The sequence below is a fragment of the Pseudomonas tolaasii NCPPB 2192 genome (assembly GCF_002813445.1).
Lineage (GTDB): Bacteria > Pseudomonadota > Gammaproteobacteria > Pseudomonadales > Pseudomonadaceae > Aquipseudomonas > Aquipseudomonas tolaasii.
Genome location: NZ_PHHD01000001.1, coordinates 5,173,255 through 5,191,771, shown reverse-complemented (window position 1 = coordinate 5,191,771; position 18,517 = coordinate 5,173,255). Strand labels below are relative to the sequence as shown.

General features: G+C 60.7%; 16 protein-coding genes. 4 read left to right on the top strand and 12 right to left on the bottom strand.

Annotation, left to right across the window (positions count from 1 at the left end; translation table 11 throughout):
* Positions 1 to 12: 12 nt before the first annotated feature.
* Together ATI14_RS23840 and ATI14_RS23835 are read right to left on the bottom strand one after the other, a co-directional pair.
* Entirely contained in the window at positions 13 to 714 is a 702-nt protein-coding gene (locus tag ATI14_RS23840) for a FadR/GntR family transcriptional regulator (protein ID WP_080520598.1), read from the bottom strand.
* 169 nt (positions 715 to 883) lie between these two features.
* On the bottom strand, positions 884 to 2,209 hold the full coding sequence (locus ATI14_RS23835; RefSeq protein WP_177007821.1) for a C4-dicarboxylate transporter DctA: 1,326 nt from the start codon (positions 2,207 to 2,209) through the stop codon (positions 884 to 886).
* A 217-nt stretch (positions 2,210 to 2,426) separates the two neighbouring features.
* Between ATI14_RS23835 and ATI14_RS23830 the strand changes: the two genes are divergently transcribed.
* Positions 2,427 to 3,056: a DNA-3-methyladenine glycosylase I gene (locus ATI14_RS23830; protein ID WP_016971828.1), complete on the top strand. Its 630-nt coding sequence runs from the start codon at positions 2,427 to 2,429 to the stop codon at positions 3,054 to 3,056.
* Between the two features lie 120 nt (positions 3,057 to 3,176).
* Here the strand turns inward: ATI14_RS23830 and ATI14_RS23825 are convergent, their stop codons facing one another.
* Together ATI14_RS23825 and pdxR are read right to left on the bottom strand one after the other, a co-directional pair.
* Positions 3,177 to 3,578: a cupin domain-containing protein gene (locus tag ATI14_RS23825; protein ID WP_031319864.1), complete on the bottom strand. Its 402-nt coding sequence runs from the start codon at positions 3,576 to 3,578 to the stop codon at positions 3,177 to 3,179.
* Positions 3,579 to 3,662: 84 nt separating this feature from the next.
* Positions 3,663 to 5,096: a MocR-like pyridoxine biosynthesis transcription factor PdxR gene (pdxR, locus tag ATI14_RS23820; RefSeq protein WP_080520431.1), complete on the bottom strand. Its 1,434-nt coding sequence runs from the start codon at positions 5,094 to 5,096 to the stop codon at positions 3,663 to 3,665.
* 155 nt (positions 5,097 to 5,251) lie between these two features.
* Here pdxR and ATI14_RS23815 point away from each other — a divergent pair, with 155 nt between their 5' ends.
* On the top strand, positions 5,252 to 5,695 hold the full coding sequence (locus tag ATI14_RS23815; protein WP_016971826.1) for a carboxymuconolactone decarboxylase family protein: 444 nt from the start codon (positions 5,252 to 5,254) through the stop codon (positions 5,693 to 5,695).
* Positions 5,696 to 5,737: 42 nt separating this feature from the next.
* Here ATI14_RS23815 and ATI14_RS23810 read toward each other — a convergent pair whose 3' ends face one another.
* From ATI14_RS23810 to ATI14_RS23785, 6 genes are all read right to left on the bottom strand, one after another.
* Positions 5,738 to 6,505 (bottom strand): SDR family oxidoreductase, encoded by a 768-nt coding sequence (locus ATI14_RS23810; RefSeq protein WP_016971825.1) that lies wholly within the window; start codon positions 6,503 to 6,505, stop codon positions 5,738 to 5,740.
* 21 nt (positions 6,506 to 6,526) lie between these two features.
* Entirely contained in the window at positions 6,527 to 7,594 is a 1,068-nt protein-coding gene (locus tag ATI14_RS23805; protein ID WP_016971824.1) for a phosphotransferase family protein, read from the bottom strand.
* A 130-nt stretch (positions 7,595 to 7,724) separates the two neighbouring features.
* Positions 7,725 to 9,581, bottom strand: coding sequence for a pilus assembly protein TadG-related protein (locus ATI14_RS23800; protein WP_016971823.1), 1,857 nt, complete (start codon positions 9,579 to 9,581; stop codon positions 7,725 to 7,727).
* A gap of 91 nt (positions 9,582 to 9,672) precedes the next feature.
* Positions 9,673 to 10,623: a 2-hydroxyacid dehydrogenase gene (locus tag ATI14_RS23795; RefSeq protein ID WP_016971822.1), complete on the bottom strand. Its 951-nt coding sequence runs from the start codon at positions 10,621 to 10,623 to the stop codon at positions 9,673 to 9,675.
* A gap of 97 nt (positions 10,624 to 10,720) precedes the next feature.
* A complete protein-coding gene (locus tag ATI14_RS23790; RefSeq protein ID WP_016971821.1) occupies positions 10,721 to 11,245 on the bottom strand; it encodes a cysteine hydrolase family protein in 525 nt (174 codons plus the stop codon).
* Between the two features lie 172 nt (positions 11,246 to 11,417).
* Positions 11,418 to 12,032, bottom strand: coding sequence for a TetR/AcrR family transcriptional regulator (locus tag ATI14_RS23785; protein ID WP_016971820.1), 615 nt, complete (start codon positions 12,030 to 12,032; stop codon positions 11,418 to 11,420).
* Positions 12,033 to 12,314: 282 nt separating this feature from the next.
* Between ATI14_RS23785 and ATI14_RS23780 the strand changes: the two genes are divergently transcribed.
* Positions 12,315 to 13,592 carry a serine/threonine transporter gene (locus ATI14_RS23780; protein WP_016971819.1) on the top strand — a complete coding sequence of 426 codons (1,278 nt, stop codon included), beginning with the start codon at positions 12,315 to 12,317 and terminating at the stop codon, positions 13,590 to 13,592.
* A 352-nt stretch (positions 13,593 to 13,944) separates the two neighbouring features.
* Here ATI14_RS23780 and acnB read toward each other — a convergent pair whose 3' ends face one another.
* The gene (acnB, locus tag ATI14_RS23775) at positions 13,945 to 16,554 is read right to left on the bottom strand and encodes a bifunctional aconitate hydratase 2/2-methylisocitrate dehydratase (RefSeq protein WP_016971498.1); all 2,610 of its coding nucleotides are present in this window, start codon (positions 16,552 to 16,554) and stop codon (positions 13,945 to 13,947) included.
* Between the two features lie 394 nt (positions 16,555 to 16,948).
* Between acnB and ATI14_RS23770 the strand changes: the two genes are divergently transcribed.
* The gene (locus ATI14_RS23770; RefSeq protein WP_080519821.1) at positions 16,949 to 17,419 is read left to right on the top strand and encodes a DUF1289 domain-containing protein; all 471 of its coding nucleotides are present in this window, start codon (positions 16,949 to 16,951) and stop codon (positions 17,417 to 17,419) included.
* Positions 17,420 to 17,549: 130 nt separating this feature from the next.
* On the opposite strand, the gene ATI14_RS23765 is transcribed toward ATI14_RS23770, so the two are convergent.
* The gene (locus tag ATI14_RS23765; protein WP_016971500.1) at positions 17,550 to 18,413 is read right to left on the bottom strand and encodes a universal stress protein; all 864 of its coding nucleotides are present in this window, start codon (positions 18,411 to 18,413) and stop codon (positions 17,550 to 17,552) included.
* Positions 18,414 to 18,517 lie beyond the last annotated feature (104 nt).

Sequence of the window (18,517 nt, the reverse complement as noted above, 5' to 3'; positions counted from 1 at the left end):
TGTCTCCTAAAGTCAGCTGCCCAGATGGTCGTCGGGGATGTTCAAACGGATGCCCATGCGCAGCCCTTCCTGGAGGATGTGCCGACGCATCTCGGCGCTGGCCAGGGCGCTGTTCTTGTTGCGGATGGCGCGCACCACGGCTTCGTTTTCCTGCAGGCGTTCAGCCAGGTGTTCGGGGGAGTTGCGCAGCACCTGGGCGCTTTGCTTGAGGGCGTTGCTGGTCTGTTGCACCACGTTCTGGAAGATCGGGTTGGAGGTCAGTGCGAACAGCTCTTCGTGGAAACCGATATAGGCGTTCATGCCCGCTTCGGCATCTTCGGCGTCGAGGGCTTCGCGCATATCCATCAGGGTCAGGCGCAACTGGCCGACTTCCTTGCTGCTGATGGATTGGGCCACCAGGCCGACGATGAAGGGTTCCAGGGTGTAGCGCAGTTGCAGGATGTCTTCGAGGCTGGCGTCGGCGACGGCGTCGCCCGAGTGTGCTTCGTTGACGCTGGTTTCCAGTACCACCACGCCTTTGCCCGGCATGGAACGCACCAGGCCGAGGGTTTCCAGCACGATCACGGCTTCGCGCAGGCTCGGGCGGCTGATGCCCATCTGTTCGGCCAGCTCGCGTTGGCCCGGCAGCATCTCGCCCTGGCGCCACTGGCCGCGCTTGAGTGCGGCGCGCAGTTTTTCTACGACTGAATTGACGACGGTTGAGGTGCTGATCACGTCTGCGTCTCCTTGATGGTGCAAATACGGTAGTGAATCCTGCGGGATCTCAATGTGGGAGCTGGCTTGCCTGCGATGGCGCCGGGTCAGCCAACTCATCGGTATCTGATGCACCGCTATCGCAGGCAAGCCAGCTCCCACCTTGACAGGTGTTGCTCTCAGGCGCGCATCAGAACTCCTGATGCGCCGGCACCACCGGCTTCTTGGCCTGGAAGGCATAGCCTTGCTGACCTTCAAGCACCTTGTTGGCGCGCTGTATATCAATGTCTTTTTCCCACCGGGCGATTGCCACGGTGGCCACGCAGTTACCGATCAGGTTGGTCAGCGCGCGGCCGATGCCCATGAACCAGTCCACCGCCAATACCAGCACCAGGCCTACCACGGGAATGGCCGGGATGGCCGTGAGTGTCGCCGCCAGAATCACCAGCGCCGAACCGGGAATGCCGTGGGCGCCCTTGGAGGTGATCAACGACACCAGCAGGATGGTCAGCAGGTCGGTCATCGACAGGGGCGTGCCGGTGGCGTTGGCGATAAACACGATGGCCAGGGTCAGGTAGATCGAGAAGCCGTCGAGGTTGAACGAATAGCCCGTCGGAATCACCAGGCCTACGGTAGAGCTGCCGATCCCCAGGTGCTCCAGTTTACGCATGATCTGTGGCAGCACGGCGTCGGAGGAGGCGGTGCCCATCACGATCAGCAGTTCTTCACGCAGGTATTTGAGCAGCGGCAGCATGCGCAGGCCGGACAGGCGCATCACCAGGCCGAGGACCAGGCCCACGAAGGCAAAGCATGTCAGGTAGAACAAACCCACGAGGCTGCCCAAGTGTTGCAGCGAATCCAGGCCGTAGGTGCTGGTGGTAAAGGCAATCGCGCCAAACACGCCGATCGGCGCCAGGCGCACGATCATGCCCATGATGCGGAAGATGATATGGCTCAGCTCGTTGATCAGCCGCGAAATGCCCGAGGCCGATTCACCCACCAGGTTCAACGCGCTGCCGAACAGCACTGAGAACAACAGCACTTGCAGCACGTTGTTGTCGGCGAAGGCGCCGATCACCGAGTTGGGGATCAGGTCCATCAGGAACTGGCTGGTGCCGCGAATGTGCTGGCCCTTGTCAGCCAGCTCATTGAGGCCCGCCGATGACAATTGCTCCAGATGAATATTGGCGCCCTGGCCGATGCCGGTGCTGAAGGCCATGATCAGGCCGATCACCAGGGCGACGGTGGTGAGCACTTCAAAGTAGATTACGGATTTGAGGCCGATGCGCCCGACTTTTTTCAGGTCGCCGGCGCCGGAAATACCGCTGACCACCACGCAGAACACGATCAGGCCAATCAGCATTTTGATCAGCTTGATAAAGCCGTCACCCAGGGGTTTGAGTTGCGAGGAGAATTCGGGAAGGGCCAGGCCGCAGATGATGCCTAGCATCAGGCCAATCACGACTTGCAAGAAAATCGAACGCGAGCACCATCTGAGCATGGGAGGGATCTCTATTCGGTGCCCCGGTGGTTCCAGGGCTTAATTGTTGTGGTCATACCGGTAAGTCCAGTGCGGGGCCAGTCTACGCCTGGGTTTTTTGAAATCACAAGTAAATATTAGTCGGTTGACAGGTCCCGGTCTGACCAGTTGGTCGCGAAGGGCGATGCTTGAGCGGTTGGCGGGGCGTAAATTTTTTCGCTTATCATCCGCCGGTTGAAAGACGAGGTGATGGATGGACACAGCAGGGCTGAGCACAGATGAAACCGGTCGCACCTACTGCACCTGGCGCACCGCCGCGGCAGATTACCCGCACTATCACGACCACGAGTGGGGCGTGCCGGTGGCGGACGATATCCTGCTGTACGAGAAGATTTGCCTGGAAGGTTTTCAGGCCGGCCTGGCGTGGATCACCATCCTGCGCAAGCGCGAGCAGTTCCGGCTGGCCTTTGACGGCTTTGATTTTCGCAAGGTCGCGCAGTACGGCGAGGCAGATATCGAACGGTTGATGGGCGAGCCAGGCATTGTGCGCAACCGCGCGAAGATCGTGTCCACGATTACCAACGCGCGCAGGGCCTGTGAACTGGTGGATGAAACCGGCTCGCTGGCTCACTGGATGTGGGCATTCGAGCCCGCCGAGACGGAGCGCCCGGCGGTGGTTGATTTGGCGTACTGGAAAGGAAATCCGACCTCACCGGCCTCGGCGCGCTTGTCCAAAGCCCTGAAGAAGCGTGGTTGGAGCTATGTGGGCCCGACCACGATGTATGCGTTGATGCAGGCAACGGGAATGGTGAACGATCATCTGGAAGGGTGTGCTTGTCGCCCTCAAATCGAGAGCCTGCGCCGCCAGTTCAAACGGCCCTGAACACCGTTAAAACTGTGGGAGCTGGCTTGCCTGCGATAGCGGTACATCAAACACAGATTAGTTGGCTGACCCGCCGCTATCGCAGGCAAGCCAGCTCCCACAGGTTATTTGGGGGGCTGATTATTTGGGCAGGGGCGTCAGCACCTCGGCCTTCTCATCCAGCACCATCACCACCAGCATTTTCGCCGGTTGGGTCTGGCTGGCATTGCTCGATTCAAAATGCCGCGAGCCGGCCGGTTCGTAAAAGGATTCACCCACCTGGTAGGTTCTGGCCTTCTCGTCATTGACCCGCGACGTGATCGCGCCTTCCAGCACATACGCCACGGCGGTGCCGGTGTGGCTATGGGGCACGGTGGCCTGGCCGGGGGCGTAGTCCACGGTGAGCATGAGGGTTTTTTTGCCGGGCACGTTGGTCAAGGGGTGCTCTTGCAGCACCTTGATCGATTCCTGGTTGTACACCGGCTCGTGGGCGAAGGCGCTGAGAGAGGCGAGCATCAGGGTGGTGGCGAGCAGTCGTTTCATCATGAGATTTCCGAGTGATTCGAGACCTCTTCACCCTACGCCCGAGGGTGTGCGCGACCAATGACCAATCCGGCGGAAAACCGCCTAGCCAATCTGCTGGAGGATGTCGCGCACCCGGTCCAGCGCCGGGTCGATGTCGAGCAATTCGATGGCGCCGAAACCGATCACCAGGCCCGACCTGACCGGTGCCTCATGAAAGAACACGTCCACCGGGTACAGCCCCACCTCGACCTGCCGCGCCAGTTCGATCAGCAGCGGGATATTCACCGGCACCTTGCACAGCGCCGCCAAGTGAAATCCGGCCACGGTGGGCACCGCTTCAAACCACGGCGACAAATCCCCGGCCAGGCGCTGCAGAATGCGCTCGCGGCGCCCGGCATACACGGCATGGCAGCGCCGGATGTGCTTGAGCAAAAAACCTTCGCTGATGAACTTGGCCAGCGCCCATTGCGGCAGCGTGGAGCTGTGCTGGTCGGTCAATTGCTTGGCTTTGAGCACGGCTGCATGGATGGCGGGGGGCAGCACGGCATACCCCAGGCGCAGCTCGGGCAAAAGGGTTTTGGAGAAAGTGCCGACATAGGTCACCACGCCTCGGGCGTCCATGCTTTGCAACGAGTCGGTGGGCCGGCCTTCGTAGCGGAACTCGCTGTCGTAGTCGTCTTCGATGATGATCGCGCCCATCGCGAAGGCCCGTGCCAGCAAGGCTTCGCGGCGTGGCACGCTCATGGGCATGCCGAGCGGGAACTGATGGGAGGGGGTGACGTAAATCAGCCGCGTGCCATCGGGAATGTGATCGACCTGAATGCCTTCGCCATCGACCGGCACGCCGACAACACGCGCGCCCATCGCCGCAAACAACTCGCGCGCAGGGCTGTAGCCGGGGTCTTCCATGGCCACGATGCTGCCGGCTTCGAGCACCACGCGGGCGATCAAATCCAGCGCCTGTTGCGCGCCGTTGGTGACGACGATGCTGTCGGCACGGCATTTCACCCCGCGGGAAAACGCGATATGCCCGGCGATGGCCTCGCGCAATGCCGGCAGGCCTTCGGGCTGGCTGTAGAAGCCGCTGTTCTGAGCGATGCGCCGCAAGGCGTCCTGGGTGCAGCGTCGCCATTCGTCCTGAGGGAATTGCTGGCGTGAGGTGGCGCCGCCGATAAATTCGTAGCGCAAGGTACTGTCGCGCGTTGGGTGACGCATGGGCGAAGGCAGCGCGGCCCACTTTGCCAGGTTGGCGGCGCAGGCCAGGTCGGTGGCGGTTTGCACGCGCTCGGCCTGGGGTGAATGGGCATTGACGAAGGTACCCTTGCCGGTTTTGCCCACCAGCAGGCCTTCGTAGGTCAGGGTGGCGTAGGTGTCGGACACGGTCTTGCGCGATACACCCAATTGCTCGGCGAGCAGGCGGCTGGGCGGCAATTGCGCACCGGCGGCCAGGCGCCCGGAGCCGATGGCTTCACGCAACTGCCGGTAGAGCTGTTCGGCGAGGTCCTTGCGGCCTTTGATCACCACGTGCAGTTCCATGTTTCCCCCTGATGCAATCGATCTGCGCCAAGGTTACTCGCTCGCGGGGTGGCCTCAAAATGGTCTCTGCATAAACCGTCTGATTGGCTATAGGGCTTGCCGCACGCGGGCTCTAGGCTGTACGGCAATTGCAGCTGTTACCCGAGAATGCCCCCATGGAACCCCGCCTCGACTACTACACCGCCTCGCCGCAGGCACTCAAGGGCATGCTGATGCTCGAGGCCGCGACCTTTGGCCTGTCCATCGAGAAACCCTTGCTGGAGTTGATCAAGATTCGCGTGTCACAGATCAACGGCTGCGGCTTTTGCACCGACATGCACTCGATGGCGGCACGCCAGCGAGGTGAGAGTGAGCGACGGTTGTTTGCGCTGTGCGTGTGGCGTGATTCGCCATTTTTTACGGCGCGGGAGAAGGCGGCGTTGGCCTGGTGCGAGTCGGTGGCGACGCTGCCGACCTCCAGCGTTTCAGATGAGCTCTACGCGGCGGTGCGAACGGCGTTCAGTGAGCAGGAATTGGTGGACCTGACCATGGCGGTGTCCAGCATCAGCGGCTGGAACCGCCTGGCGGTCAGTTTTCGGCAGCAACCACCCAACGCTTGAGCACACCACCGCTCCCACATTAGTGGGGGGTAAGCTGCACAATCAGGACAGGAAACCGCCGTCCACATTCAGCGACACGCCCGTGGTGTAGCTGGACGCATCGCTGGCCAGGAACAGCACCGCGCCGGCCATTTCGCTCGGGTCGGCCACGCGCTTGAGCGGGATTTGCGCCAGGGCCATTTTCAGGATCGAATCGTTCTTGACCAGCGCCGAGGCGAATTTGGTGTCGGTCAGGCCCGGCAGCAGCGCGTTGCAACGGATGCCGAACGCTGCGCATTCCTTGGCGAAGACTTTGGTCATGTTGATCACGGCGGCCTTGGTCACCGAATAGATGCCCTGGAACACGCCAGGTGAAATGCCGTTTATCGACGCCACGTTGATGATGCTGCCGCCGCCGTTCTCGCGCATCAGCTTGCCGGCTTCCACCGACATGAAGAAGTAGCCGCGAATGTTCACGTCGACGGTCTTCTGGAAGGCGCCGAGGTCGGTGTCCAGTACGTTGCAGAATTGCGGGTTGGTCGCGGCGTTGTTGACCAGGATGTCCAGGCGCCCGAACTGCTCGCGAATGCCGGCAAACACCTGGGTAATCTGTTCCATCTCGCCGATATGGCAGGCCACGGCCGTTGCCTTGCCGCCGTCGGCGATGATCGCATCGGCCACGTGCTGGCAACCTTCGAGCTTGCGGCTGGACACGATCACATGGGCGCCTTGCTGGGCCAGCAACTTGGCGATGGCTTCGCCGATACCGCGGCTGGCACCGGAAACGAAGGCGATCTTGCCGTCGAGGTCGAACAGGTTGGTCTTGGACATAGCGGTTCCTTGTTCTTTTAGTCAGAGAGACGATTTGCTGATGACATTCAGGCTCATTTGCTCCAGCAGCTTGTTCATGTGAATGAACTGCGCAAAGCGTTTGTCCTGGGTCTGGCCATGGAAGAAGCGGTAATAGATCTGCTGCACGATGCCAGCCAGTCGGAACAGGCCGTAGGTGTAGTAGAAATCGAAATTGTCGATTTGGATGCCTGCACGTTCGGCGTAGTAGTCGACGAATTCGCGGCGGGTGAGCATGCCGGGGGCATTGCTCGGTTGGCGGCGCATCAGTTGCACCGGTGCCGGGTCTGCTGCTTCGATCCAGTAAGCGAGGGTGTTGCCCAGGTCCATCAGCGGGTCGCCGAGGGTGGTCAGCTCCCAGTCCAGCACGCCGATGATCTGCATCGGGTTGTGCGGGTCGAGGATCACATTGTCGAAGCGATAGTCGTTGTGCACGATGCTGGAGGTGGGGTGATCGGCCGGCATTTTGTCGTTGAGCCACGCGCGCACGGCTTCCCAGCTCGGGGCGTCGGGAGTCAGGGCTTTTTCGTAACGGTCGCTCCAGCCGCGAATCTGGCGCTCCACATAACCTTCCGGCTTGCCGAGGTCGGCCAGGCCGCAGGTGTTGTAGTCCACCTGATGCAGTTCGACAAACTTGTCGATAAAGCTTTTGCACAAGGCTTCGGTTTTGGTGGCGTCAAGGCCCAGCTCAGCGGGCAGGTCGGAGCGCAGGATGATGCCGTTGACGCGCTCCATCACATAGAACTCCGCGCCGATTACCGACTCATCGGTGCAATGCACGTAGGCTTTGGGGCAATACGGAAAGCCGTCTTTGAGCTGGTTGAGAATGCGGTACTCGCGGCCCATGTCGTGGGCGGATTTGGCCTTGTGGCCAAACGGCGGGCGACGCAGCACGAATTCCTGGCTGGGGTATTCCAGCAGGTAGGTCAGGTTGGAGGCGCCGCCGGGAAACTGGCTGACGGTGGGCGTGCCGCTCAAGCCCGGAATATGGGCCTTGAGATAAGGGTCGATCAGGTTGGCGTCCAGCTCTTCGCCGGGGCGAATCTGGGTGGATTGGTCGTTAAGCGCCATGCTTATCCCTTCTGCTTATTCTAAAGGCCTTGGACTATTGGCTAATCTAATGCGCGCCGCCGCGAGCCGACAAGGTCGCGGCGGCTTAATAGGTTAGCGTGTTGGATGATGATCAGTGGGCCTGATGCGCTCAAATCACCAGCGCGGCGCGACCACCGGGGTTGCAGGACAGGTTGGCACCGATTTCGACTTTCGCCAGGTCAATGCCCAGGCCGGCGAGGAGGTTGTTGACCAGCGGGTCGAGCAAAGGGCTGAGCAGGCTGGAAATGATGCCGCTGAGCAGGCTCAGCACGCCGGTCAGTATGTCGACCACCAAACCCAGTACCAGGCCCAGCAAGCCACCCAGGGTCGGTGTATGGCTGGTCAATTGAATGCCCTTGAGGGTGTCGCTCAAACTGCCGACCACGTTGTTGGCACTGAAACTGTAAAAGTTCGGCGGCTGCTTGATGTCGGGTGGCGACACGTAAACGTGGGCGCGTGTGGTCTTGGCCACGCTGCTGTCCACCCGCAGGCTGAGGCCGCCCACGGCATAGGCTTGCCGGGGGTCGCATACGCCCTTGGCGCAGGCTTTTACGCCAAGATCGAGCAGGGGGAAATCGTCGACCTTCAAGGGGTCGACTGACGAAAACAGGTTTTTGGGATCGATCTGACCCACCATCAACCTGACCGCCGACGTGGTGCCCGACGCAGTCAGGGATTTGTCTTCCGGGCCGTTGCAGCGATAGCCGGTGACGGTGCTGCTGCCGCTGGCGGCTTCCAGGGCAATGTCGATGTGCGTGCCGATCACCGGGTCCAGGGAGCTGCCCAGCAGCAAACTCACCAGGTTGGTGACGAGTTCGACCACTTTGTTGAGCACATCTATGACGGGCAGCTTGATGGAGATCCAGGTCCTGACCTGTGCGGTCCTGACGGTAATCGGTTGGGTGGCGATCAGTTGCGGGTTGCCCACCGCGGAAATCTGCGCCGGCTCGATGACCCGTGTCTTGACCGTGATATTCAGCAACCCGAGTACATCCACCGGCAACTCGACGGCCACCGCGCTGGCTTTGTTCGACAGTTGCACGAACCCCTGGATCAGGTTGAACAACTGCAGGTCCACATTCAATGCGGTTTTGTCGGTGCCGTTCTGGATCTTGATCAGGTCGCCCAGGTGCAGGATTTCCGTTCCCGGTGCAATCAGCTTGATGGCTTCCAGGTTGTTGATCACCACCTTGACCGCATCGCCACCCAATTTCAGTACGTCGATGGCGGCCTGGATCAACTGGCCGACCGTGGCGTCGGTCTTGAGCAACTGGTCATAGTTGCCGGCGCTGACATTCAGGCGGATGGCCAGTGCGTCGAGGTAGCTGAGCAGGCTGATGTTGGTGTTGATCAGGCCATTCCAGCCCACGGCATCGAGCTGCAATTTGCCGCCGAGCAAACCGCCGATCAGGCCGTTGAGCGCCGCTGACTTGGTGCTGTCCACGGTTAACAATGTGCTGCGAATGGTAAGTGAGGCGACGGGTGGGGAGGGCGCGGCCGCGACGGCTGTGGCGCTCAACAGCGTGGTCAGGCTGACGGGTTGGGTTGAAAACAATGTGAACAGGCCGTGGGCCAGGCTGGTGGGAACGCGATGGGTGGCGATCACTCGAATGGCGTCGGCCCTGGCCGGGTCCGGGTTGAAGGTGCGCATAAAGTCGGCGCCCGTGGCGAGCGTGCCACAGGCCGTGGCCAGGGTGCGGTCGGCACTGACCGTGAAATCATTGCGCTGGGCGCTCTCGATCACAATTTGTGCGGCGTTGTTGTTCGGCGCCACACATTTACCGCCACGGCTCACGGCCTCCAGCGCCGCCGTGTCGGCCACGCGCTGCAATTTGCGCTTCTCAAGGTACAGGCGGCCGCTGTCGACCACCAACAGTAGAAACAACAGCGCAATTGCGAGGGTAAACGCGCCGATCAAGCCGATAGCGCCGCGCTGGCGGGCCGGGCCGGGTCCATGGCCAAACATTCAAGCGTTCCTTCGCCGGTCATGCACCGACGTCCTGAGCATCCCCGCAAGCAGTGTAGTCAGGTTTTGCGTCGGCGCTGGCTATTCGCTATTAGTTGCGCGGCGGCAGCGCTACCGGGGTCAGCACCGGGCGGCCGGCAAAATATTCCACCAGGTTGTCCGCTACGCGTTGCACGGTATCGTGGGCGGCTTCCGGGGACAGGCCGGCCACATGGGAAGTGAGCACGGTATTGCTCAGCTTCTTGAGCGCGTCGGGCACTTTGGGCTCGTCATCGAACACGTCCAGCGCCGCACCACCGATACGGCGTTGCTCAAGGGCGGCCACCAGGTCGGCGGTCACCACCACGCTGCCACGGCCAATGTTGACCAGGTAACCATTTGGGCCGAGGGCATCCAGCGCGTGACGATCGATCAAGTGGCGGGTGCTCGCGCCGCCGGGGGTGGCCAGGATCAGGAAGTCCGACGTGCGCGCCAGCTCTACGGCGGTGGCGCAATAGGTGTAGTCCACATCGTCACGGGGCTGGCGGTTGTGATAGCTCACCTCCATGCCAAACCCGAGCGAGGCGCGCTTGGCAATCTCCATGCCCACTGCGCCCAGCCCGAGAATGCCCAGTTGCTTGCCGCCCAGGGACGGGCGCATCACTTTCGGCCACTCGCCCCGACGCACAGCCGCGTCGGTCTGCGGGATGCCGCGCACCAGCGACAGCAGCAGCGCCATGGCGTGGTCGGCCACCGAAGGCGCATTCACCCCGGCGCCGTTGGTCACCACAATCCCCCGGTTGCTCGCGGCCTGCAGATCCACGTGCTCATACCCGGCGCCGATCACGCAGATAATCTCCAGCAACGGCAACGCAGCGATTTCCTCGGCATACAGCCCCAGCGGGCCGCGGGTCAGCACCGCCTTGATCTGCCCGCCATGGGTCTTGATGGCCTGAGCGCGTTCGGCGGGCGTCGGCGCCAAAATCACGTGAAAGTCGTTGCTCTCGATGATTTGCAGGTATTCGTTGATGGTTTCAACCAGGACCAGAACGGTGGTGGACATCGCAAGGCTCTTCCTGAAGGGTTTGAGAGGAGGGAGTATGCGGGATTTGTAAGACGGAACGATTTGTTCCATCAGAAAATTTCCCGCATGAGCCCTGTTAAAACGCAATATTCACTGCGTTTACCCGCTTCACAAACGCGCCCGCCAGGGTCGCATTGTGATGCTCGATAATCGCCTCGGCCTTAAGCGTCGGAGTGTCCATGCAGGTATGGCCGTCTTCCGGCAGTACCACCGAGAACCCCAGCTCCACCGCCACGCGGCACGTGGTGTCGATGCAAAACTGGGTTTTCATCCCGACGATTACCAATGCCTCAACCTGCGCAGCCGCCAGTTGTTGCGCCAGGTCAGTGCCCAGAAAGCAGCTCGGGCGAGTTTTATTGAACAGGGTGTCGCGTTCGGCGTCGACCTCAAGGCCTGGGCACAGTTGCCATAACGGGCTCCCCGCTTCGATGGGCGAACCCGCCGGGCCGGTGTGGCGGGCGGCGAAGATCGGCGCACCAGCGCTGCGTGCGCGCCTGATGAGCTGGTTGATGGTTTCCAGTACGCGCTCGCGTTCGAAGGGTTTTTCCGGTCCGTCGTACAGGCCGTTTTGCATATCGATGATCAACAGGGCTGTGTTCATGGTGGTGCTCCTTGTGGTTCCAGAGGGCGGAGCAATAAAAAGGCCCCGTCCATTGCTGGCGGGGCCTTGGGGTATTCCGGGGGCTGTTCAGCTTCCACGGCAACCACACGACCCGCCGGAGGCGGTCGTGGTGGTGCGGGTGAGGTCGTGCTGAATAAGGTTCATGGCCGGATCATGCTGGCACAGGCGTTTTGCTGTCAACGCCTTCAGTCAATTCCCGCTCGGCCAGCAGCGTATTTCGTGCCGCTGCCAGGAATTCATCCGACAAGGCATTTCCCCGCGTCGCACGGGCAAGTGTCAGAGCGCCGATCATCATCGCGTACCTGGCCAACAGCGCCTGGCGATCGTCATCGTGAAGGTGCGCAAAAATATCCAGCGACACTTCCACGCCGTCGATGAATGCGTGCTGCAACGCGGTGTCGGCAGGTTCATGGCACATATCCGGGGTGAATGCTGAAATCGGGCAGCCATCGCCGGGGTTGTCGCGGTGACTGGCCGAAAAATAGGGGCGCAGGATCGCTTCGCGCGCAGCCTGCTGATCGGCACTGCGGTTGATCTTTTCCTGCCAGCCCAGGTTTGATTGCTCGAAGGCCTTGTTGCACGCTTCGGTCGCCAGCGCCTCTTTGGACGCAAAGTGCCCGTAAAAACCGCCATGGGTCAGGCCGGCAGCGGCCATGACGTCCGACAGGCTGATGCCGTGCAGCCCACGCTCACGAAACAAGTGCGTGGCAGCCTCGACGATGATTTCACGGTTCAGTTCGGCTTGTTTGCGGGATACGCGCGGCATGGCGGGCTCTCAGAATAACGACGGGCAATGGCTGAAAAGTACAGGAATTGCGGCGAATTCAAAATAGATTTGTTTGGGCATTTATTATTCGTGGGGTGCTGCAGCCCTTTAAAATCGCCGCGTAGCCTCGACCCGGAGCGCCTGCACCGGTACACCGTTCCTCAGCTAAGTCTTTGCTTATTCAGAAGAATCCCGGACAATCCGGCCCCTTCTATGGCTGGGACGCTGCCTGTCAGGTTTTTCTGACTCGTCCTGGCCATGTTTATGCGGAGATCCGACCGGATGAATGATCAGGCCAATAGCTTCGACGAACGCTATCAGACGACACCTGCAACCCTCACAAGCTGGAGCCGCCAGGACACCACCTGGATGCTTGGCCTGTTCGGCACCGCCATTGGCGCCGGTACCCTGTTTTTGCCGATCAACGCGGGCCTCGGGGGCTTCTGGCCGCTGGTGATTCTGGCGCTGCTGGCATTCCCGATGACCTTTTTTGCCCACCGTGGCCTGACCCGTTTCGTACTGTCCGGCCGTGAAGGTTCCGACATCACCGACGTGGTTGAAGAGCATTTCGGGCTCAAGGCCGGTGCGCTGATCACCTTGCTGTACTTCTTCGCGATCTTCCCGATCCTGCTGATCTACAGCGTGGCGCTGACCAACACCGTCGGCAGCTTTATGGAACACCAACTGCACATCATGCCGCCGCCGCGTGCGATCCTGGCCTTTGTGCTGATCCTCGGGCTGCTGGCTGTGGTGCGTTGTGGTGAGCAAGTGATCGTCAAGGCCATGAGCCTGATGGTGTATCCGTTTATCGTGGCCTTGCTGTTCCTGGCGGTGTACCTGATCCCGCACTGGACCGGCGGCATCCTCAGCACGGCAAGCGAAGTGCCGGCGCCATCGGCATTGCTCAATACGTTGTGGCTGGCGATTCCGGTGATGGTGTTCTCGTTCAACCACTCGCCGATCATCTCGGCGTTTGCGGTTGACCAGAAGCGCCAGTACGGCGCGAATGCCGACCAGCGCAGCTCGCAGATCCTCTCTCGCGCGCATCTGTTGATGGTAGTGATGGTGCTGTTCTTCGTGTTCAGCTGCGTGCTGACCCTGTCGCCGGCGCAACTGGCTGAGGCGAAAGCGCAGAACCTGTCGATCCTGTCGTACCTGGCCAACCACTTCGACAACCCGACCATCGCCTTCGCTGCGCCGTTGATTGCGTTCGTGGCCATCGCCAAATCGTTCCTGGGGCACTACATTGGCGCCAGCGAAGGCCTCAAAGGCCTGGTACTGAAGACCGGTCGCCGCCCAGGGGCCAAATCCCTCGACCGCATGACCGCAGCGTTCATGCTCGTGGTGTGCTGGCTGGTCGCTACGCTCAACCCGAGTATTCTCGGCATGATCGAGACCCTGGGTGGCCCGGTTATCGCGTCGATTCTGTTCCTGATGCCGATGTACGCCATCCGCAAGGTGCCGGCCATGGCCAAGTACCGTGGGCAGGCGTCCAATGTGTTTGTGACAGCGGTCGGTCTGGTGGCGATTACCGCGTTGGTCTATTCGTTGATTGCTTGAAGCTTGATGCGGCTTGCATGACTGCACAGATCTGAAAATGTGGGAGCTTGCTTGCCTGCGATAGCGGCGGCACTGCCAACAAAGATGCCGCCTGACCCACCGCTTTCGCAGCCTCGCTAAAGCTCGACAGCTCCCACAGGGAACCGAGTCCATCCGTTGAAATGCGCTCGAAGGTGGGAGCTGGCTTGCCTGCGATGGCGGTGTATCAGTCGCCAAAGAGAGTGGTTGACCTACCGCTATCGCAGGCAAGCCAGCTCCCACATTTGTTTTAGGGTGTTGCCGATAGCGAATTTCAGGCATAAAAAACGCCGCGTATCGTGAGATACGCGGCGTTTTTTATTGCATCAACAGCTTAGGCTTGAATCACCGGGATGTTGGCGCTTGCTGCGATTTTACGGAACTCGGCGATCTGGTCGAAGTTCAGGTAGCGGTAAACGTCACTGGCCATGGTGTCCAGTTTCGCTGCGTAGCCCATGTACTCTTCGACGGTCGGCAGGCGACCCAGGGTGGAAGCAACAGCCGCCAGCTCGGCCGAGGCCAGGTAGACGTTTGCGCCGTCACCCAGACGGTTCGGGAAGTTACGGGTCGACGTCGACACAACGGTCGAATTCGGCTCTACACGTGCCTGGTTACCCATGCACAGCGAGCAACCCGGCATTTCCATGCGCGCGCCAGCCTTGCCGTAGATGCCGTAGTAGCCTTCTTCGGTCAGTTGGTGAGCGTCCATCTTGGTCGGCGGCGACAGCCACAGACGGGTTGGCAGCTGACCCTTGACCTGTTCCAGCAGCTTACCGGCAGCGCGGAAGTGACCAATGTTGGTCATGCACGAGCCGATGAACACTTCGTCGATCTTCTCGCCGGCAACGCTCGACAGCAGACGGGCATCGTCCGGGTCGTTCGGTGCGCAGAGGATCGGCTCGTTGATGTCGGCCAGGTCGATTTCGATGATTTCGGCGTATTCCGCGTCGGCATCGGCTTCCATCAGCTCCGGGTTCTTGACCCAGGCTTCCATCGCTTGGGCGCGACGTTCCAGAGTACGCGCATCGCCGTAGCCTTCGCCGATCATCCAGCGCAGCAGGGTGATGTTGGAGTTCAGGTACTCGGTGATCGAGTCTTTCGACAGCTTGATGGTGCAACCGGCAGCCGAACGCTCAGCCGAGGCGTCGGACAGCTCGAACGCCTGTTCCAGCGTCAGGTCGTTCAGGCCTTCGATTTCCAGGATGCGGCCGGAGAAGGCGTTTTTCTTGCCTTTCTTCTCGACTGTCAGCAAGCCCGACTGGATCGCGTAGTAAGGAATGGCATGAACCAGGTCACGCAGGGTGATGCCAGGTTTCATTTTGCCTTTGAAGCGCACCAGGATCGATTCCGGCATGTCCAGTGGCATCACGCCAGTGGCTGCGGCGAACGCGACCAGGCCAGAACCGGCCGGGAACGAGATGCCCATCGGGAAACGGGTGTGGGAGTCGCCACCGGTGCCGACGGTGTCCGGCAGCAGCATGCGGTTCAGCCAACTGTGGATGATGCCGTCGCCTGGACGCAGCGATACACCGCCACGGGTCATGATGAAGTCAGGCAGGGTGTGGTGGGTGGTCACGTCGATCGGCTTTGGATAGGCCGCGGTGTGGCAGAAGGACTGCATCACCAGATCGGTCGAGAAGCCCAGGCACGCCAGGTCTTTGAGTTCATCACGGGTCATTGGACCGGTGGTGTCCTGGGAACCCACGGTGGTCATCTTCGGCTCGCAGTAGGTGCCGGGACGAACGCCTTTGCCTTCCGGCAGACCGCAGGCCTTGCCGACCATTTTCTGTGCCAGGGTGTAGCCCTTGCCGGTATCGACAGGTGCTTCTGGCAGCTTGAACAGGTCGGTTGGGCCCAGGCCCAGTTCAGCACGTGCCTTGTCGGTCAGGCCGCGACCGATGATCAGCGGGATACGGCCGCCGGCGCGAACTTCGTCCAACAGGACCGGGGTCTTCATTTCGAAGGTGGTCAGGACTTCATCGGTGCCGTGTTTGCAGACTTTGCCAGCATGCGGGTACAGGTCGATCACGTCGCCCATGTTCATGTTGGTGACGTCGAATTCGATTGGCAGTGCGCCGGCATCTTCCATGGTGTTGTAGAAGATTGGAGCGATCTTGCTGCCGAAGCAGAAGCCGCCGGCACGCTTGTTCGGCACGTATGGCACGTCGTCGCCGAAGAACCACAGCACGGAGTTGGTCGCCGATTTACGCGACGAACCGGTACCGACCACGTCGCCCACATAGGCGATCGGGAAGCCTTGGCCGCGCATCTCTTCGATCTGCTTCATCGGGCCGGTCTTGCCTTGCTCGTCCGGCACGATGCCTTCACGCGCCATTTTCAGCATGGCCAGGGCGTGCAGCGGGATGTCAGGGCGGGACCAGGCGTCCGGGGCAGGGGACAGGTCGTCGGTGTTGGTTTCGCCGGTAACCTTGAACACGCGCAGGCTGATCTTGTCGGCCAGGGTAGGGCGGTTCTTGAACCACTCGCCGTCAGCCCAGGACTGGATCACGGCTTTGGCGTGCTCGTTGCCGTTGCGGGCTTTTTCAGCCACGTCGTGGAAGGCATCGAACATCAACAGGGTGTGCTTGAGTTGGGCAGCGGCGACCGGTGCTAGCTCGGCGTCGTCCAGCAGCTCGACCAGGGTCACGATGTTGTAGCCGCCCTGCATGGTGCCGAGCAGTTCAACGGCGCGTTTCTTGTCGATCAGAGGGGAAGTGGCTTCGCCCTTGGCCAGGGCGGACAGGAAACCGGCCTTGACGTAGGCTGCTTCGTCAACGCCTGGTGGAATGCGGTTGGTGATCAGGTCAACGAGGAATTCTTCTTCGCCAGCCGGGGGATTTTTCAGCAGCTCGACCAGGCCTGCGGTTTGTTCGGCGTTAAGCGGCTGGGGAACGATACCCAGTGCTGCACGCTCTTCGATATGTTTGCGGTAGGCTTCAAGCACAGTTATTACCCTCATCAGTGGTCCCACGGGACGCTCATCCAGAAATGATCGGCACGCATGCGCTCGGGGGCTTTTTGGGCCGCAAAGCCAGCGCTGCCGGCATTTCTCACAGAAGCTGCTTTCAAAGTTTTACGCCTGCAGAGCGGAGCTGATGAGGGTTGGCGCTGGCTATTTACCGCGTAAATAACCGTCGCCAACACCGCTCTGAAGGAACGACTGTGCTCGTGACGCTTTGAAAACAGCTTCCAATGGACTATTGGCGCCTTACAAGGCCGGATGATTCTACGGCAAAAAAATTCTAAAGGTAAGTTGCCTCGCCAAGTTTGCAGGGTGATGAAGGTTAGACAAAGGGCTAACATGGCGCATTGTTTCGCTGATTTGCGTGTTGCCGCCCATGTCCAACCAAACCATCAAAACCCCCTGCGTCGGCCTGTGCTCCACGGTCTACGGCGATCTCGTGTGTCGCGGCTGCAAGCGCTTCCACCACGAAGTGATTCAGTGGAATGGCTACAACGAAGAAGAAAAGCGCGCCGTCTGGCTCAGGCTTGAGCAATTATTGGTGCAGGTGATGGCCGGAAAAGTGGAGGTTTTCGACCCCAAGGCCCTGCGCGGGCAGCTGGAGCAACGCAAGATCCGCTTTGTGCCGCACCAGTCCGAGTACTGCTGGGCCTACCAGTTGATCGCCCGTGGCGCACGGGTGATTTCCAACCTGGAGGCTTACGGCATGGTGCTGTTGCCGGAGTTTCGCGACTGGAGCTTGCCGGATTTGCGCGACGCCATTGATCGGGAGTTTTTTATCCTGTCCGAGGCGCATTACCAGCGCTATATCGCGCCGGGTTTCTTGCGCGATGCACTGGCTCCCTGACTGAACCGGTCGAGGTGGGAGCTGGCTTGCCTGCGATGGCGTTCTGTCAGTCTGCTCAGTGCTTGCTGAGTCACCGCTATCGCAGGCAAGCCAGCTCCCACAGGGGGCTTCGTTGTTTGAACGCTCGGCGTCAGGGCTTGGTGGCCAGCGCTTGCAGATGATCCATCAGATCCTCCGGCTTCAGCACCAGCACATCACCTTCCACAGCATCCAGCACCACTTCCGCCGTATTGCCGATCAGCGCCCCCGAAATGCCGGTGCGCGCCACGGTGCCGATAATGGTGACCGCTGCGTTCAGCGAATGCGCCGCGTGGGGGATCAGCACGTCCGCCGGGCCTTCTTCGATATGCAGATGGGTGTCGTCGATATCAAATTCGGCCTGAAACGCCTTGCACTGTTCGCGGTAGCGCGCCTCGATGGTTTCCTTGAGCTGAAAGGTGGGGTCCGCCGCCGACAGCATCGGCGACGGGTGGGCGCTGATCACATGCAACTGCGCCTTGGCCAGCCGTGCAATGTCAAAGCCGTGATCAATGATGGTGTTGTGCAGCGCCTGATGCTCGCTGTCGCTATTGCCCACATCAATTGCCGCCAGCACCACTTTCTCTGCCCACGGCGTCGCGGTTTTCACCAACAGCACCGGGGTTGGGCAATAGCGCAACAGCTTCCAGTCCGCCGGTGTCAGCAGGGCTTTTTTCAGCGGGCTGTCGGGGAAGTGCTGTTTGATCACCAGCCCGCAGCCTTCGGCTTGCTGCACGTCGATGATGGTTTCATGCAGGCTGTCATTCCACGCCTGCTCGGTGGTCACACCGTAGCCGTCCTCCTGCAAGCCCGTCTTGAGCAGGCTGAGCATCGCCGAGTGTTCATGCTTTTTATCGCACACCAGTAAATGCAGGTGCGCGCCGGTGACCCCGGCGATCAGCTTGGCGCGCTTCAAGGCCAGGCTTTCCGAATGCTCGGGCTCGATAACCACCAAAATGCTGCGGATGGCTTGCATGGTCGGGCTCTCCAGAAAAGGGACGTGGAACAACTATAGTTGCTCGCCGCCAGTCGTCATGTTGATACACATCAAGGCCGGTGGCTGGTGGTCTGCGGCGTGGT

Bases quoted from the DNA above. Each gene is read 5' to 3' on its own strand.
- ATI14_RS23830 (WP_016971828.1), top strand. From the start codon at position 2,427: ATGGACACAGCAGGGCTGAGCACAGATGAAACCGGTCGCACCTACTGC.
- ATI14_RS23825 (WP_031319864.1), bottom strand. From the start codon at position 3,578: ATGAAACGACTGCTCGCCACCACCCTGATGCTCGCCTCTCTCAGCGCC.
- pdxR (WP_080520431.1), bottom strand. From the start codon at position 5,096: ATGGAACTGCACGTGGTGATCAAAGGCCGCAAGGACCTCGCCGAACAG.
- ATI14_RS23815 (WP_016971826.1), top strand. From the start codon at position 5,252: ATGGAACCCCGCCTCGACTACTACACCGCCTCGCCGCAGGCACTCAAG.
- ATI14_RS23810 (WP_016971825.1), bottom strand. From the start codon at position 6,505: ATGTCCAAGACCAACCTGTTCGACCTCGACGGCAAGATCGCCTTCGTT.
- ATI14_RS23805 (WP_016971824.1), bottom strand. From the start codon at position 7,594: ATGGCGCTTAACGACCAATCCACCCAGATTCGCCCCGGCGAAGAGCTG.
- ATI14_RS23800 (WP_016971823.1), bottom strand. From the start codon at position 9,581: ATGTTTGGCCATGGACCCGGCCCGGCCCGCCAGCGCGGCGCTATCGGC.
- ATI14_RS23795 (WP_016971822.1), bottom strand. From the start codon at position 10,623: ATGTCCACCACCGTTCTGGTCCTGGTTGAAACCATCAACGAATACCTG.
- ATI14_RS23790 (WP_016971821.1), bottom strand. From the start codon at position 11,245: ATGAACACAGCCCTGTTGATCATCGATATGCAAAACGGCCTGTACGAC.
- ATI14_RS23785 (WP_016971820.1), bottom strand. From the start codon at position 12,032: ATGCCGCGCGTATCCCGCAAACAAGCCGAACTGAACCGTGAAATCATC.
- ATI14_RS23780 (WP_016971819.1), top strand. From the start codon at position 12,315: ATGAATGATCAGGCCAATAGCTTCGACGAACGCTATCAGACGACACCT.
- ATI14_RS23770 (WP_080519821.1), top strand. From the start codon at position 16,949: ATGTCCAACCAAACCATCAAAACCCCCTGCGTCGGCCTGTGCTCCACG.
- ATI14_RS23765 (WP_016971500.1), bottom strand. From the start codon at position 18,413: ATGCAAGCCATCCGCAGCATTTTGGTGGTTATCGAGCCCGAGCATTCG.